We start from the raw sequence: 16,640 nt of genomic DNA, 5'->3' as shown, positions 1-16,640 counted from the left end.
GGAGGAGCCCTCTCACGGCTGTGCCAGCCAGAGGAACGGCTCCACGACGTTGATCGGATTCACCGTGCCGCGTATCCGGACCGCGCCGCCGGGCTCGGTTCCGGACTCCCTGGGGAAGTCCGCCTGACCGCCCGCGGGACCGGACGCCACCGGAACGAGATTCTGGTAGTCGTTCATGTTGAAAAGCCTGTTCACGGGGTTGAGGTAGAAGCCGATCGACGAGGTCACGAAGTATTTGGTCCGGTGTGCGTGGAAGAAACGGCCTATGGCGTTCGGCAACATGCTCGTGGCCTCACCGGTCGAGAAGCCGCACAGCTGCTGGAACAGCTCCTTCGCGTCCTCGTAGGCCACCCGGGGGAACCCGAAGGGATCCTCGGGGTCGGTCGTCAGCAGCCCCAGCCGCTTCGCCGTCTCCAGCACCCTGACCTCGTCGAACTTGGTCACGCACACCGCGAGACGGTGCGGCAGGCGGCCGGTCGCGTCGAGGGGAAGACCGAGTTGCGGCAGCGTGCTCAGGAAAAAACCGGAGGAGTCTTCCCACACCGACTCGCGGAGGGGGTCGTAGAGATAGATCAGGTCGTCGCAGTCGGCCAGCCATCGTGCCATGTCCTCGCGCGGCCCGCCGGAGGTGTCCATGACGCCGATGTGGAGGCGGACACCGGTCTCGCGGCGCCCCATCCCCAGGAAGCCCCGGGACAGCCGGCTTCCCAGGACCATCAGCTCCGTGTCATCCAGGCTGACGCTCGTCAGGGGAAACCTGCGTTTCCGTACGAGCGCGTCGGTGAGTTCCATGAGCCGCCCGGCCGCGGCACTGTCGGCCCCCAGCAGCGACATGCCGGAGTCGTGGCCCAGGAGCCCCACGTTGAGCGCGCCGAGAAAGACCCTCTTACCGCTGCCCGCGGGGCCCAGCAGCCCGATGCGGCGCACGAACCGGCCGGGTTCGGGTGCCGGACCGTGCTCGGCCGTTATCCTGCGCGTGGGCGCCGGTCTCTCGGCGGGTGCGGCGTGCTGTATGGCCATCGCGTCCACGAGGGCGGCGGGGTCGGCCCGCCGCAGTTCCACGGAGTGGTCGGCGCCGACCCGTCGCAGGTGCGGGGACGCCCGGCCGGGGGCGTCGTCGGTGACGGCCATGAGGCGCACCCCGCGTTCGGCGAGCCGGTCGGTCAGCTTCCGGTGGTCGTAGCGGTTCGGGCACGGGAGCGCCGCGTCCCGGCTGGCCCTGGCCGGATGGGGTGGTTGTCCCGCCAGCACCAGCAGGACGACGGGACGGCCCGGCCCGTCGAGAGGGAGGCGGTGATCGATGTGATGCAGGGCGTCTTCCAGGGGCGCGGCCCCGGGGAAGCCCGCCGTCGCCGATTTCAGACCCGCCAGTGAGGCCAGGGCGTTCTCCGCGGGTTCCAGCCAGGATCCGGTGACCACCGGCCGGCGCCCGTCGCCGCGGCGGTTGTAGTCGTGGTAGGTGTAGCCGACGATGGCCACGTTCACCTCGCCGGGGTATCTGGCCGCCAGCTGTTCGATCGTGGCCGCCGCCAGCTGCCGGCGTCGCAGGACGGCCTCCTCCCTCCCGGACATCTCGATGGCGAAGATCACGTCTGCCCGCTCCCGCCGGACGGGAGCGGGTTGCCGGGCCTGGTCGCCCAGCGGGTCGTCCGGCGGCTCGGGGTCGGCACGCGGCGGGACGCCGTCGTCGTGGTCCGGCGCGACGCCGGTGCGCGCCGCCGGGGTCAGGAGACTCCTCCGGTCCTGGCCGCGCGGTCTCCTTCCACGCGGCTCGGACAGCTGTCCGGGAAGCAGCGCGTTCACCTCTCGCATCGTGATCGCCACCCCGCCGCCCTGCCCGCCGACCTCCGTGACCATTCCGACGACGGCTCCGTAGCCCGGCGACCACACCGCGGCGCCGCTGAGGCCGGGACTCAGCCGATGGCCGGGGTCGGTGGTCAGCGTGACGCTCCCGCGAGCGGGAGCGGGGTCCATGACCCCCTTGACGATCACGCTCCGGCCCCTGTCGTCGGGCGCGCCCACCACCGACCACCGCCGCCCCACCAGGTCGTCCACCTCGTCCAGCCGGATGGGCGCCGCGGCCACCTCGGGCGGGGGGCGCTCCGTGAGAATCAGGACCGCCAGGTCGCCCGGAGGTGTTCCCGGCATCACACCCGAAGGTCCCGAGCCCACCGCCATGGAGACCACCGAGGCGCCGTACCGGCGTGTCGGCGCGTTCGCCCCGGGGAAGGTCACCCACAACCGGTCCGTGGCCCGGTGACCGGCCAGGACGGTGTGGGCGCAGGTCAGCAGCCGGTTCTCGCCCACGAGCACTCCGGCGCCCACCGGCCTCGGGTCGTCTCCCCGATGGATCGCGGCGATCCAGGTCCTATCCCTCCTCGACCGGCTCCCAGGCCAGGGGTTCCCTGGCAGGGCCTGGAGATCGAGGTGACGATCCTCCTCGCCGGACGCGGGCGCGACGACACGCACGCGCAGGGTGTCGGTCCTGACGGTGACGCCCCTCTGGGTGCTGAGGCTGAGGCGAAGCTCGTGCTCCCCGGCCTCTCCCCGCGCGGTCACGACGAACCGGACGGGCCCGTACGTGCCACCGAACCGGTGGAGGATCACCGAGATGTCGTCCACCGACTCGACGGCGATCCGCTCCCCGCCGTCGAGCATGCAGCTGAAGGCGAACTCCTCCTCCCGGTACGGCCACTCGTCGCCGGGACGCGCGAGCCTGAGGTCCACCGTGACCAGGTACTCCTGGCCCACCGTCATGCTCCGGGGCCAGCTGACCAGCGGCTCCAGCTGGATGGTGGGCGGACTCACCGGGCCTTCTCGCGCGGCGTCGGCCTCAGGGTGGTCTCCGGGCTTCCGAAGTACGCGTACATGAAGGCGTAGAAGAACGGGAGCAGCTGCGCGGCGGCCTCGTCGTCGTCCTCACCGGGAACGCCCACGATCGGGGCCGCGGCCTTTCTCCGATAGTCGCGCAGGGCCACGACCACGGGCGTGTCGGGGTCCTCGATGAACGCGTCGAGCAGGCTCTTCGCCAGGTCGTACCCGTGCTCCCGGCCGACCTCTCCCATGGTCCCGATGAACCCGGAGGCCCCCGCGTCGAGGAAGATCCTGGCGAAGCTGCGCAGCGTGGTGTTGTCGAGGTCGGGGTCGACCCTTTCCCTGGCGGAGTGACAGGCGTTGAGGAAGACGAGCCCGCCGGCCTGTTCCAGGCGGAGCAGGTCGTGCGCGTGGACCTCGCGGAGGCTGATCCCGCGCTTCGAGCCGCGAGAGCCCTCGATGAGCTTGATCTCGGCTCCGGAGGTGGGGGTGCCGGTCCTCCCGTATCTTCCGTGGCAGGCCACGTAGACCAGCGAGACGGGGTCGCCCTCCGCGTCCAGGAGGTTCAGCAGGCCTTTCAGGGTGACGTCTCTGGTGGTCATCCGGAACCGATCCAGCAGGGCACGGTCGTCCGCCATGTCGGGAGCGACATAGGCGAGGATCTCGCCGGTGCATCTGGTCACCGCCGCGGGCGGTGTCCCCATCGAGCGGGCGATCGGGAACAGCGCGCCCAGCCACTCGCCGGCCAGGTCCTTGTCGCGGTGCCGCAGTAACTCCCAGGGAAGGCCGTAGCCCGTGACATCCTCGATGATCATACGGACGTCGTCGCCGTGCGCCCGGCGGATCGCGGAGAGAAAGCGCTTGAGGCCCTCGCTGGCGTCCTTGGACCAGCTCATGAGGCGCAGGAACGTCTTGGTCGGGGACTCCCCGCCGTCGCCGCCGTGAATGAGGTCTCCCAGGGTCAGCCTGGAAGGCTTCACCTGCTGCGGCTGCCGCTGGTAGGTGAGCGAGATGCCGCAGCAGCAGATCCCCGCGAGCCCGTAACTCTCGCCGCCGGTGCCGCTCTCCCGCCACACGTTCAGGCGGGCGGTCCTGGGAGGCAGGGCGGCGGTGGGGTCGACGGGGCCCGGGGGGAGGGCGGACGGGGGGAGGGCGGCCATCTCGGCGGCCTCCGTCCCGGGGCCGGCGGCCGGTGGAACCCGGGCCTCCGCCGCCCCGGGATTCCCCTGCGAGGGAGCCTGCGCGCGCGTCGGTCCGGCGGCGCGCGGGTTGAAGGGACGCCCGCCGTTGAGCAGCGCCCTGCGCAGCCTGTTCGGCATTCCGGTCACCGCGGCTCACCGCCCTGCTGAAGCCGGGCGCCGCAGGCCTCGGCCAGCGCGCGGGTCAGGGCCGCGCCCGGCCGGGGCCCGGGATCGAGGACGACGGCGTGGATCCGTTTCATCCTGCTCAGTTCCCGTGCCATCGCCAGCGCGTCCTCCACTCCCTCCCTGCCGACGCGGTCGGGCAGCTCGCCCGTCGCGCTCGCGCGCAACGGGATGTTGCCGCGCCCGTCGGTGACGATGACGAGCAGCACGTCGTCGGCCGGCACCCTCCCCAGGTGGAGCCGGTGGCGCAGCGTCTCGACGGCCAGGTCGAGCCCGTGCGCGAGCGGGGTGCAGCGGCCGACGGGCCGTTCCAGGGCCCGTACGACCCGCGGGTCGAGCAGGCTGGACGCGTTGAACCGCTGGGCGCGGAGCTCGTTGGCGACGCCCGCCGCGCCGACCTCGATCACGGAGACGCCGGCCCTGCCGGTGTAGGCCCACTGCAGGTAGGGGGCCAGGGCGTCGAGCCAGTTCCAGCCCGCCCTGCACGTGTGGTCCAGGACGAGGACCAGGAGCCTGGCCGGGTCGGCGCCTCGGCGATGGACCCTCAGGTCCGGCGGGATCAGGTGCAGGGGGTGCGGCGGGCGCGAGTAGTGGTCCTCGCACCGCCGGGCCTGCAGGGGAGCGGCGCCGAGGATGGTGGCGACGATCGCCAGGTCGCCGAAGGCGCCCGGTCGTGACCCGATGGATCTGCCGTGGCTGGGCCGTGACGAGGAGTGGCGCGTGGTCTGGGAGCGGAGCGAGCCCGGGTCTCGTTCCGGCTCGACGTCGTCCTCGGGGTAGGGGCCGCCGCCGGGGTCGGCGGGGGAGACGGGGCCCGGAGCGAGCGGCTGGGCGGGAGCGGGGGCCGCGACGTCGAACACGTCCGCCCGCGCCGAGGGGGACGGCTCCTCCCCGCCGCGCCTTCCGGCTCCCCCGTCCCTCTCGGGGGCGTGCCACCCGCGGGCGCCGCCGCCGGGGCCGGAGTCGTCGCCGCGATCCCGGTCGCGCGGGGAGGGGAGACGCAGGAGTGACGCCGCCCGCTCGACGTCGGCGTGCGTGGTTCGCGTACGGCCGTCGAGGGTCGCCAGCGCACGGCCGATCCTGGCGAGGGCGAGGTCCCGGCGCGCACCGGCCATGCCTCCCGCGGTACGGCCGACGACCCCTCTGGCCACCTCGTCGGGTACGGTCGCCAGCCGGCCCCCGGCCAGCACGTGGCGCCACTTCTTCGCCGGAGGTTCCAGATCCGCGGGGAGCCCGGAGGCGTCGACGCGCAGGGGGAAGCGGTCGAGCAGATGCGGCGGGACGCGGCCGACGTCGGCGCGGGCGCAGATGGCCACCCACCGGGTCCGCGGCGCCCAGGTCACGCTGAGCCCCTCGCGCTCCAGGTTGGCCACGTCGGTGTCCAGCAGGGTGAGCGCGGCCCGCTGCCCGGTGGGCGAGAGCTTCGCGAGATCGGAGACGAGGACGGTGAGAGGAGGGGTGCCGGGCCTGTCGACCAGGGGCCCGGGGGAGACGCCGAACGTGGGCCCGGAGGACAGCCCGATCCACGCGCTGTCCGCGACGGCCGACGCTCCCAGCACGTACGGATGGGGATTCCCGAGGAGCGATCCGAGCCAGTGCCCGATGTCGAGCAGCAGGGCGGGCTCGAGGTCGAACAGGAGCACCCCGCGAAGCCGTGGATCGAGCGCGGCGCACGCCAGGGCGTATCGCACTCGCGACGCGGTCGGCATGGCCATGGTCACCCCAAGATGATCGTGTCCAGCTGGTCTCGCTCCTTGGCGGTCCACTTGATCGACTCGCCGTACACCGCCTCGGGAAGGCGATGCGCCAGGGCGAACTCGGCGACCGCGCGGACGTCGCCGGGCGTGACGATCCGGCGTTCGTCAAGTGCCGCCCGCGCTCTGGCGGCCAGTGCCATCACCTTCTCGCCGCGGTGCCCGGCCACCTCGAACTTCGCCGAGATCCGGGAGCAGAGGCCGAGGATCTCGTCCGGCATCTCCACCTCGCCCACCCTCGCCCTGGCCCGGTCGAGCCGCTTCCGTATCTCCCGATCCTGTCTGGCGCCCTTCTCCAGCCACGGAGAGCCCGGCTTGGTGATCTCCTCCTCGAACCGCAGGACCGTGCGGAGGATCTCGTGCCGCTGTTCGGCGGCCGTCTCGGCGCTGACCGGCACCAGCAGACCGAACCGGTCAAGAAGCTGCGGGCGCAACCACCCCTCTTCCGGATTCATGGTGCCGACCAGCGTGAACTTGACGGCGATCGTCGGCCGGTCGAGCCCTTCGCGGTGGACCACGAGCACGTTGGTCGAGGTGACGTCCAGGATGATGTTGACCAGGTGGTCGTCGAGGAGGTTGACCTCGTCGATGTAGAGGAGGCCCTGTTTGTCGGCGGCCTCCAGCAGGCCCGGCTGCCGCTCGGTCCTGCCCGTCATCAGCGCGTCGATGCTCCAGCCGCCCAGCACGCGGTCCTCGGTGGCGTTGATGGGCAGCGTGACCGGAAGCCGGCCGTAGGCCATGAGGCTGAAGGACCGCACCGTGGTCGACTTGGCCGTGCCGCGCTCGCCGCTGACCAGCACGCCGCCGATGCCCGGCGCGACGAAGGCCAGCTCCAGGCATCGGAGCAGGTCCGCCTGTCCGACGACGTGGCTGTAGGGCAGAATCCGCACCTCGGTCATGAAACCGGCTTCCTCCAGCGCAGCGTCACCATGATCTGCGCCCCCGAGCTCAACTCCACGATCTTCGCGCCGACCTTGCCGTCGACCTTCACGGCGAGCTGCATCTCGAACTCGTCGGGACGGGCCTTCTCCGCCATGGTCTCGATCTGGTCCCGCACCTCGTGGGCGCAGCTGGTCACCAGCTGGACCGCCTCGCTGAACAGGTGGCGGCTGATCACCAGCGGCTTTTCCAGCGCACCTCGGGTGTCGCCGTCGTAGATGGAGGAGTGGTCATCCATCTCCAAATCATCGATCTCGATTTGGATGGCCCCGTGACCGGACGCATTCGGAACCGCCACCACAACCATGAAACCTCACCGGGGATCGATGTTGTCCTCTGTGCCGCATGGCAGGCCACTGATTCTGCCGTAGATACCGGTGTGCGTCACCATATCCGGTGATGTGCTTTCTTTGGAATAAGACTCGGTTGATTCTCCTGCCGCCGGGCCTTCGGATGAAACGTCCCGCATTCAGCGGAGGCGGGGCAGGCGTTCTGTGTCATCGCAGGTCATGAAATGTATCTGCCCGCCGGGGGAGCCCTTCGTGATCTGTCTCGCCAAGGTGGGCCCCGGGGTCCGGGCCGGGTTCCCGGACCCCCGCCCGCGCCGGGTCATCGCCGGTATGAGTGGACTCCACGCCAATGTGAGGCCACGAAGATCCATAAGGCTATTTAGGCGGAATAGTACGAAATATCATCTCAATCTGCTCCGGTTGCCGAGGGGGGCAGAACGGCGCTCGCCGGCCACTCGTCGTTCACCTCCGTGCCTCCGCCGACACATGACCGGAAAGTCGTTACGGCTCCGTCGCCGTGTGACCGGAAATCCCGGGAAGGTGCCGTCGGCGCATGACCGGAAAGCCCGTCCCCGTTCGGCGGGTGTACGACCGGAAAGTCTGTCTCAGGCCGGCTCCGCCTTTCTTTGGAATCCTGTTCTTTCGCGTCAGGATCTGTCATTCATCGGAGTGTCGGTCGCGGGTTTGAACCGTGTTTCCCCGGCGCGCGACGGTGATCCTGATCGCCTCCCGGCTCATACGCGAGAAGGAGCCCGGTCACGGATGTGACCGGGCTCCTGTTCCGGATCGGCTCCTGTTCCGGATCAGCGCACGCTCTGAACCAGCGGATGTTCCGGATCGGTGGATGTTCCGGATCAGCGGAAGGCGAGGGGCCGGTACGCGGTGAAACCGGTTCCCGGTGACAGGCCGTGGGTCAGGCGCCGATAGTCGGTGCCGTAGTCGCGGCGCTGCTGGTAGGCCCAGTAGGAGGTGCGTTTGGCGTCGGCCCATCGGTCGAAGATGAGGGCCTGTCGTGCGGTGTTGCCGCCGACGGGGTCGATGACGAGGTCGCCCTGGAGCAGGTCGGTCATCTTGATGGGGCGGGTGTGGGTGCTGGTGGCCAGGGCGGTTGTGATCGGTCCGGGTTTGGCGAGGCCGAGGGTCATGGAGACGTAGCCGGAGCCGTCGGTCCGGTAGCCGCCGAGCTTTTTGGTCTGGCTGTAGGGGACGCGTTGCGCGGTGGCGGGCTTCCAGGTCTTGGCCCGCGCGATCACCTGGGCGCGGGACACGCCGGGAACGGGCCACAGCGCCGAGACGATCACCTGTCCGTCCGCCGCCTGCGGCTGGTACCGCTCCGGATACTTCGACACCTGCACGCGCTGGCAGACGTCGCCCACCACCGCCGTCCGCCACGACCCGTCGGGATACTTGCGGAGCATCTTGTCCATGAACGCACCGGTCGCCCAGGTCACGTCCAGCCGCTGGGCGGCGCTGCCCCAGGTGGCCCGCTGCTGGAACACGCCCAGGCTGTCGTGATCCACCTCCCGGTTGATGTTCCGCACGCCCGTTTCGACGATGGCGGTGGTGATCGCGATCACCGCCGCCTCCCGGGGCAGCCCGCGGGCGCGGACCGCCCCGACCACCACCCGGGCGCAGGAGACGCGGTAGCCGTCCATGTAACCGCGCATCTTCATCGTCAGCCGGCCGTTGAGAGCGGCGGCCAGCTCCGTGTCGCCCGCCGTCACTTGTCCGCCACCGCAGGGAGCGGTCGGCAGGGGGGCGGCCACGGCCGCGGGTGTGCCGAGGACGTTCACTCCCACGGCCATCGCGAGGAGGAGCGCTCCCGCGATCCCGCCCGGACCGCTCAGGCCGTACGGACCGTACAGACCGGTCAGACCGCCCGAGCGGGTCAGACCGTCCGGTGCGTTCGGTGTGTTCGATGCGCCCGACTCGCCTGGACCGGTCGATCCGGCAGGATCGGCCGATGTGCCCGGACCACCCGGGCCGGTCAGGCTGTCCGGGCTCGGCCCTGACGGTTCGGTGCGGAGCCATGACCGGTGCACTAGCGGATCCTCACCGGCCGGTAGGCGCGGAACTGGGTGCCGGAGGTCAGGCCGTGCTTGACGACGCGGTGGTCGGTGCCGTAGCCGGAACGCTGCTGGTAGGCCCAGTAGGAGGTGCGTTTGGCGTCGGCCCATCGGTCGAAGATGAGGGCCTGTCGTGCGGTGTTGCCGCCGACGGGGTCGATGACGAGGTCGCCCTGGAGCAGGTCGGTCATCTTGATGGGGCGGGTGTGGGTGCTGGTGGCCAGGGCGGTTGTGATCGGTCCGGGTTTGGCGAGGCCGAGGGTCATGGAGACGTAGCCGGAGCCGTCGGTCCGGTAGCCGCCGAGCTTTTTGGTCTGGCTGTAGGGGACGCGTTGCGCGGTGGCGGGCTTCCAGGTTTTGGCCCGCGCGATCACCTGGGCGCGGGTGACCGTGGTGGGCGGCGGCGCGTCGTCGCGGATGTTCAACGCCCGGTACGCCTTGTACTGGCTCTTCGCCGCCAGCCCGTAGTTGCGCGTCCGGTAGTCCGTCCCGTAGCCGCCGCGCTGCTCGTAGGCCCAGTACGAGGTGCGTCCCGCGTTGGCCCACCGGTCGAAGATGACGACGTGCCGGGTGGTGTTGCTGCCGATGGCGTCGATGACCAGGTCGCCCCTGAGCAGCTGGGACATCTTGATGGGACGGCTGTAGGCGCTCTTGGCCAGCCCGACGGTGATCTGTCCGGGCTTGCCGAGGCCGAGTGCCATGGAGGCGTAGCCGGAGCAGTCGGTCCGGTAGCCGCCGTGCTTCTTGGTCTGGCTGTAGGGGATGCGCTGCGCGGTGCCGGGCTTCCAGGTCTTGGCCCGCGCGATCATCTTCGAGCGGGTGATCGGTGCCGCGGCGGCCGCGGCCAGCGTCTGCGCCTCCTCATCCGGCTCCGGGGACGACTCGGTCTCGTCCTCCTCCGGTACGGGTGCGGACGTCGTCGTGGGGGTGGGAGTGGGAGTAGGTGCGGGCGTCGGGATCGCCTTCGCCAGTGGGCCGGTGAGGGTGCTCGCCGCCTGTGCGGATGTCGCGGGTACGAGGCCTCCTCCGCAGGCGATCACCGTGATGAGCGCCAGGTTTCCCGCCGTGATCCAGGAGCTTCGGTTCGAGGGCATGTGCTCTCCTTGTCCCTGCCATTGATCGTTCGGTTGGCGGGACACACGCTGGCAGGAAATTCCTGAAACACATCGTGAAATTGGTGAAGTTGGGACAATAGGTCCCACTGTGACGATATGACCTGCGATGACTCAGGCCGCTGGGACAAGGTTGGGACGAATCACCGTGGTGAATGGAATCGAGAACACGAGCCGGAGCCGACGACAGCGTCCGCTGCCCGACGATCTGCCCGAGCCGACCCGCGTTCTTTTGCGGGAACTGAGGGCCCTCAAGGAACGGGCGGGGCTCGATCTGCGAGCACTGGAGCAGGCGACCCACGCGAGCCGATCGTCCTGGGGGCGATGGCTCGCCGGGGACACGTGGATCCCCCTTGACGCCGTGGAAGGGCTCGCCCGGCTGTGCCGGGAGGACGAGAACCGGTTTCGTGAGTTGTGGGAGGCGGCCGAACAGGCTCGGCGGATGGCGGGCATCCCGGAGGTGGGTGAGCGGCCTCCGGAGGTGAGCGCGGAAACCTCCCCGGCGGAGCGGTCCGGGAACGGGACTCCCAAAGAGGGAGAAGGGCCGGAGGAGGGGGCGGGGCTCCGCGACGGGGAAGCGGCCAAGGCGGGAGAGGTGTCCGGGGGCGAGAAAGAGCCCGGGGGCGAGAAGCGGTCCGGGGACGGTAAGGGGTCCAGGGACGGTAAGGAGGCCGACGCGCCCGCAGCGCGCCGGCCGACGAGCCGTCCGCGGCGGCGGTTCCTGATCGGGACCGCGCTGGGCCTGTCCGTCGGGGTGGCCGCCGGTGTCATGCTCAGCGGATCGGCTTTCGAAAACGGGGCGGGCCATGGCGCCGGACCGGCGGGGTCGGTCCTCGGCAGTCCCGCGGGCGGTGTCACCGCATCGGCGAAACCGGCCGTCGACCGGGCCGGGGTGATCGGCCGCGCCAGGAGCTGGCGTCCGGCCACCGCACGGCGCGTGCCCTACAGCCAGTTCAAGACGTACGGCGGCTACCGGACCGACGGCTCCGGCTACGTCTCCATGACCCTCGGGCTCCCGAGGCCGGGCCCCAACACGATCAGCCTGGCCTCACCGAACTTCAGCCGCCGTATCAAGATGACCGAGCTGCTCCAGGGTGACCTCGTCATCGACCCGGTGGGCGGCAACACGGCCCGCGCGGTGGTCATCTTCGACCGGTGGGCCAACGCGGGACGCACCTCCTACTGGGCCTACCAGCAGCGCTCCGGCTACGGCACCGACCACCGCGTCGTCGAACACGGGTTGAAACCGGGCGACCAGTTCCGGGCTCACCGGCCGGTCAACCTCAGGAACGACGTTCCCGCCCCGGACACCACGGCACCGGACTGACCGGCCGGCGCATCGTGTATCCGGCTGAGGGCGCCCCGCTCAGCCGGATCTCTTCCTCGGCGTGGCCCGCAGCGGCGCGGAGGTGTCGCGTGTGCGTGGAGGTGCCGAGCGTTCGTGAGGGGACGAATCCCTGTGGAGGCGCCGAGCGTCCGTGAGGGCGTCGAGTCTCCGTGGAGGCGTCGCGTGTCCGTGGAGGTATGGAGCGTTCGTGAAGACGCCGAACGTTCGTGGAGGCCGCCCCGTTCCGCACGCCGCGCCGTCGATGAGTTTGCGATCATGAAGAGAGCGCTCCCCGCCAAAGGATGGTCGCGCCCGCGTTTCCTGTCAATGACGGGGCACCGTGGAGCCGGTTCGTCTCGGCGGTTGACCGGAGAGGAGGGGGAAAGCGCTTCCTCGAGGAGCTCCCGGTTCGGGCAGGTCAGGGGCCATTGTCACGGTGCAATACGCCATCGGGGAGCGTTCCCTGAGGCGCACCCGGTGTTCGCCCGGGGTGTGCGGGCTGTTTCCGTCAGGTTAAACAGCCCCTTGACAAGGATTGTCGAGCAAGAGCAATCTCGGGTTGGGAGAGCGCTCCCTCAGATTTTCCCCGGTGTCCCCCTTCGGGGACCCCGGACCCCTGCCCCGAGACCCTGACCACCGGTCCACCCCCCACAGAGACCTGGAGTCTCGCCCATGGCCTCGCTCCGCCGATGGTTACCACCCTTGACCGCTCTCCTCACCGTCACCGCTCTCCTGTACCCGCTCCCGGCCACAGCGACCACCACAGCGACCACCGCCGCGACAAGCACACAGACCACCGCCGCGACCACCACAGCGACCGCCGCCGCCCCGCCCGTCGACCCCACCAAGTTCCAGCAGGTCACGCTGGCCAAGGGTGTCGCCGAGGTGGGAGAGCCCATGACGATGGCGGTGCTGCCCGACCGCTCCGTCCTGCACACCGCCCGTGACGGCACGGTCCGGATCACCGACGCCGCCGGGAACACCAAGGTGTCGGGCAAGCTCTCCGTCTACTTCAACGACGAGGAGGGCATGCAGGGCATCGGCGTCGACCCCGGCTTCATCACGAACCGGTTCATCTACCTCTACTACGCGCCGCCGCTGTCCACACCGCCGAACGGTTCCCCGCCCGACGGAACCCCGGCGGAGTTCGCGCGTTTCGACGGCGTCAACCGGCTCTCGCGCTTCAGGCTGAACGTCGACGGCACGCTCGACCTCGCGAGCGAGAAGAGCGTGCTGGAGGTCAGGGCCAGTCGTGGCGCCTGCTGCCACGTCGGTGGTGACATCGACTTCGACGCCGCGGGCAACCTCTACCTGACCACCGGCGACGACAGCGAGCCCGGGTTCAACGACGGCTACGCCCCCCTGGACGACAGGCCGAACCGCAACCCCGCGCTCGACGCGCAGCGCGGCGCCGCCAACACCAACGACCTGCGTGGCAAGGTGCTCCGCATCAAGGTCAACGCCGACGGGTCCTACTCGATCCCGGCCGGGAACATGTTCGCCCCGGGAACCGCGAACACCCGTCCCGAGATCTACGCGATGGGCTTTCGCAACCCGTTCCGCATGAGCGTCGACAAGGCCACCGGCGTCGTCTACCTCGGCGACTACGGCCCCGACGCAGGCACCGCCGGTCCCCGCGGGCCCGGCGGGCAGGTCGAGTTCAACCGGATCACCGGGCCGGGCTTCTTCGGCTGGCCGTACTGCACCGGCAACAACACCCCGGCCGAGACCTACGCCCGCTACGACTACGCCACCTCGACGATCGGCGCGAAGTACGACTGCGCGGGCGGTCCCGAGAACACCTCGCGCAAGAACACCGGCCTGGTCAAGCTGCCCTCGGCCAAGGCCGCCTGGATCACCTACGACGGCTGCACCCTGGTTCCGGAGTTCGGCTGCGGCGCCGAGTCGCCGATGGGCGGCGTCGTCTACCGCTACTCCGCCGCGCTGAACTCGCCGGTCAAGTTCCCGCAGTCGCTCGACGGGCACTTCCTCGCCGGTGAGCTCCAGCGTCAGTGGATCAAGGACATCGAGGTCAACGCCAACGGCACCCGGGGCACCATCCAGCCCTTCCCCTGGTCGGGCAAGCTGGTGATGGACATGGCGTTCGGCCCCGACGGCGCCCTCTACGTGCTCGACTACGGCACCGGCTGGTTCAACGGCAACCAGGACTCGGCGCTGTACCGCATCGAGCACATCGGGACCGGCGGGCGTGCGCCCATCGCCAGGGCCACCTCGGACAAGGTCTCCGGGAAGGCGCCGCTGACCGTGGCGTTCTCCTCGGCGGGCAGCTCCGACCCGGACGGCGACGCGCTCACCTACTCCTGGGCGTTCGGCGACGGCGCCACCTCCACCGCGGCCAACCCCACCCACACCTACACCACCGACGGCAGGCGGATCGTCACGCTGACCGTCAGGGACGGCACCGGCAACATCGCGACGGCCAACATCGAGATCAACGTCGGTAACACCGCACCCGTCGTGAGGATCGACCTCCCGCTCAACGGGCAGGTGTTCGGTTTCAACGACGCCGTGCCGTACCGGATCACGGTCACCGACGCGGAGGACGCGACGATCGACTGCACGAAGGTGAAGATGACCTACATCCTCGGTCACGACACCCACGGGCACCCGATGGCCACCGCCAACGGCTGCTCGGGCACGATCCAGACGCCTGGCAACGGCGAGCACGACGGGGCCGCCAACCTGTTCGGGGTCTGGGACGCCGAGTACACCGACGCCGGCGGGCTCACCACCCACACCCAGCACGTCACCCAGCCGAGGAACCGGCAGGCCGAGCACTACACCACCTCCCAGGGCGTCGCCCAGTACGACAAGCCGACCGCGCACGGGGCGAAGACCGTGGGCAGCATCGAGAACGGCGACTGGATCTCCTTCGACCCCTACGTCCTGAGCGGCGTCACCGGGTTCACCGCCCGGGTCTCCTCCGGCGGGGTCGGCGGGACGATCCAGGTCAGGGCGGGTTCGGCGACCGGGGCCCTGCTGGGCACCGCCACCGTGGCACCGACCGGCGGGTGGGAGACGTTCGTCGACGTCTCCGCCACCTTGACGAACGCGCCGGCCGGGACCACCAAGCTCTTCCTGGTCTTCGCCGGGGGGACGGGCTCGCTGTTCGACGTGGACGACTTCACCCTGACCACCGGTACGGGCCCGCCGCCCACAGGCACGCTGCTGTCGGCGGGGCGCCCGGTCACCGCGTCCTCGACGGAGAACGCCGCCTCCGCGGGGTCCAACGCGGTGGACGGCAACCTCGGTACGCGCTGGTCGTCGGCGTTCTCGGATCCGCAGTGGATCTCGGTGGACCTGGGTTCGGCCAAGCAGGTGAACCGGGTGAAGCTGCAGTGGGAGGCCGCCTACGGTACGGCGTACCGGATCGAGACCTCGACCAACGGCACGACCTGGACGCAGGTTCACGCCACGACCGCCGGTGACGGCGGCGTGGACGACGTGACCTTCACCGCGACCAGTGCCCGCTACGTGAGGGTGTACGGCACCCAGCGGGCCACGCAGTACGGCTACTCCCTGTGGGAACTGGAGGTTTACGGTGCGTAACATCATCGCGGTCGTCACCGCGTTGTTCGTCGTCATGATCGGTCTGGGTGCTCCGGCCTTGGCCGCCGACCCGGCGTACAAGGTTCTGGTCTTCTCCAAGACGGCCGGGTTCCGGCACGACGCCATCCCGGCGGGCATCACCGCGCTGCGCGGGCTGGCGACCGAGAACGGCTTCACCGTCGACGCCAGCGAGGACGCCGGCGCCTTCACCACGGCCAACCTGGCCCAGTACCGGGCGGTCGTCTTCCTGCTGACCACCGGCGACGTGCTCAACGCCACGCAGCAGACGGCGTTCGAGTCCTACATCGCGGGCGGTGGCGGATACGTCGGCGTCCACGCCGCCGCCGACACCGAGTACGACTGGCCCTTCTACGGCGGCCTCGTCGGCGCCTACTTCTCCTCCCACCCCGCCATCCAGCAGGCGACCGTACGGGTGGAGGACAACTCGCACCCCTCGACGGCCCACCTTCCGGCGGCCTGGGTGCGCACCGACGAGCTGTACAACTACCGCACCAACCCCCGCTCCACCGCCCACGTGCTCGCCACGCTGGACGAGTCGACCTACTCCGGCGGGTCGATGGGAGCCGACCACCCGATCGCCTGGTGCAAGGCCTACCAGGGCGGCCGGGCCTGGTACACCGGTCTCGGTCACACCATCGCCTCCTACACCGAGCCGAACTTCCGGGCGCACCTGTACGGCGGGCTCCGCTACGCGGCCGGGGTCGCCCCGGGCAACTGCGGGACCAGCCCGACCCCGACGCCCACCCCGACGCCCACGCCGAGCCCGGGTATCGTCCTGCTGTCGTCCGGGCGTCCGGTCACGACCTCCTCCACGGAGAACGGGTCGTTCGTCGGGAGCAACGCGGTGGACGGCAACGGCGGCACCCGCTGGTCGTCGGCCTTCTCGGACCCGCAGTGGATCTCGGTGGACCTGGGTTCGGCCAAGCAGGTCAGCCGGGTGAAGCTGCAGTGGGAGGCCGCCTACGGCAGGGCGTACCGGATCGAGACCTCGGCCAACGGCACGACCTGGACGCAGGTTCACGCCACGACCGCCGGTGACGGCGGCGTGGACGACGTGACCTTCACCGCGACCAGTGCCCGTTACGTGAGGGTGTACGGCACCCAGCGGGCTACCCCGTACGGCTACTCCCTGTGGGAGCTGGAGGTCTACGGCAGGTAGGCCACCAGGGCGCCGAGTGTTCCCAGCGGTTCCCAGCGGTTCCCAGCGGTTCCCAGCGGTTCTCAGTGGTTCTCAGTGGTTCCCAGTGACGAGAATCCCGGGCCGGTTCGCCGGTCCGGGATTCTCCGCGTCTCCGGGGGGTCGTCTCCGGGGCGCTCGCGTACCTTGCACGTCCCTTGTGATTCCGGAAGACCCGAGCCCGCTCTGACCACATGCGGCCAGAG

General features: G+C 70.3%; 10 protein-coding genes. 3 read left to right on the top strand and 7 right to left on the bottom strand.

Annotated features, from left to right (window positions below; translation table 11 throughout):
• Window positions 1–12: 12 nt before the first annotated feature.
• The 7 genes from ACSDR0_RS20430 to ACSDR0_RS20400 form a co-directional block, all read right to left on the bottom strand.
• Window positions 13–2,808, bottom strand: coding sequence for a trypsin-like serine peptidase (locus ACSDR0_RS20430; RefSeq protein WP_435290438.1), 2,796 nt, complete (start codon window positions 2,806–2,808; stop codon window positions 13–15).
• The gene (locus tag ACSDR0_RS20425) at window positions 2,805–4,133 is read right to left on the bottom strand and encodes a CHAT domain-containing protein (protein ID WP_435290501.1); all 1,329 of its coding nucleotides are present in this window, start codon (window positions 4,131–4,133) and stop codon (window positions 2,805–2,807) included. The genes ACSDR0_RS20430 and ACSDR0_RS20425 overlap by 4 nt, the downstream gene beginning before the upstream one ends.
• Before the next feature lie 5 nt (window positions 4,134–4,138).
• Window positions 4,139–5,899, bottom strand: a complete 1,761-nt coding sequence (locus ACSDR0_RS20420; RefSeq protein WP_435290437.1) for a hypothetical protein — start codon at window positions 5,897–5,899, stop codon at window positions 4,139–4,141.
• Window positions 5,896–6,831 (bottom strand): AAA family ATPase, encoded by a 936-nt coding sequence (locus tag ACSDR0_RS20415; RefSeq protein ID WP_435290436.1) that lies wholly within the window; start codon window positions 6,829–6,831, stop codon window positions 5,896–5,898. Before ACSDR0_RS20415 ends, ACSDR0_RS20420 begins: the two co-directional genes overlap by 4 nt.
• Window positions 6,828–7,109 (bottom strand): CU044_2847 family protein, encoded by a 282-nt coding sequence (locus ACSDR0_RS20410; RefSeq protein ID WP_435290435.1) that lies wholly within the window; start codon window positions 7,107–7,109, stop codon window positions 6,828–6,830. The genes ACSDR0_RS20415 and ACSDR0_RS20410 overlap by 4 nt, the downstream gene beginning before the upstream one ends.
• A 906-nt stretch (window positions 7,110–8,015) precedes the next feature.
• Window positions 8,016–8,966: a hypothetical protein gene (locus ACSDR0_RS20405; RefSeq protein ID WP_435290434.1), complete on the bottom strand. Its 951-nt coding sequence runs from the start codon at window positions 8,964–8,966 to the stop codon at window positions 8,016–8,018.
• A 236-nt stretch (window positions 8,967–9,202) separates the two neighbouring features.
• Window positions 9,203–10,321 carry a hypothetical protein gene (locus ACSDR0_RS20400; protein ID WP_435290433.1) on the bottom strand — a complete coding sequence of 373 codons (1,119 nt, stop codon included), beginning with the start codon at window positions 10,319–10,321 and terminating at the stop codon, window positions 9,203–9,205.
• Between the two features lie 166 nt (window positions 10,322–10,487).
• On the opposite strand from ACSDR0_RS20400, the gene ACSDR0_RS20395 reads away from it, so the two are divergent.
• The 3 genes from ACSDR0_RS20395 to ACSDR0_RS20385 all read left to right on the top strand — a co-directional run bounded on the left by ACSDR0_RS20395 (window position 10,488) and on the right by ACSDR0_RS20385 (window position 16,416).
• Window positions 10,488–11,666, top strand: coding sequence for a helix-turn-helix domain-containing protein (locus ACSDR0_RS20395; RefSeq protein WP_435290432.1), 1,179 nt, complete (start codon window positions 10,488–10,490; stop codon window positions 11,664–11,666).
• Between the two features lie 702 nt (window positions 11,667–12,368).
• Window positions 12,369–15,236, top strand: coding sequence for a PQQ-dependent sugar dehydrogenase (locus tag ACSDR0_RS20390; RefSeq protein ID WP_435290431.1), 2,868 nt, complete (start codon window positions 12,369–12,371; stop codon window positions 15,234–15,236).
• Window positions 15,229–16,416, top strand: coding sequence for a ThuA domain-containing protein (locus tag ACSDR0_RS20385; RefSeq protein ID WP_435290430.1), 1,188 nt, complete (start codon window positions 15,229–15,231; stop codon window positions 16,414–16,416). The genes ACSDR0_RS20390 and ACSDR0_RS20385 overlap by 8 nt, the downstream gene beginning before the upstream one ends.
• Window positions 16,417–16,640: the final 224 nt, after the last annotated feature.

The sequence above is a fragment of the Streptosporangium sp. G11 genome, from assembly GCF_051192615.1.
Taxonomy (GTDB): Bacteria; Actinomycetota; Actinomycetes; order Streptosporangiales; family Streptosporangiaceae; genus Streptosporangium.
This window is presented reverse-complemented; position numbering and strand designations above follow the sequence as displayed.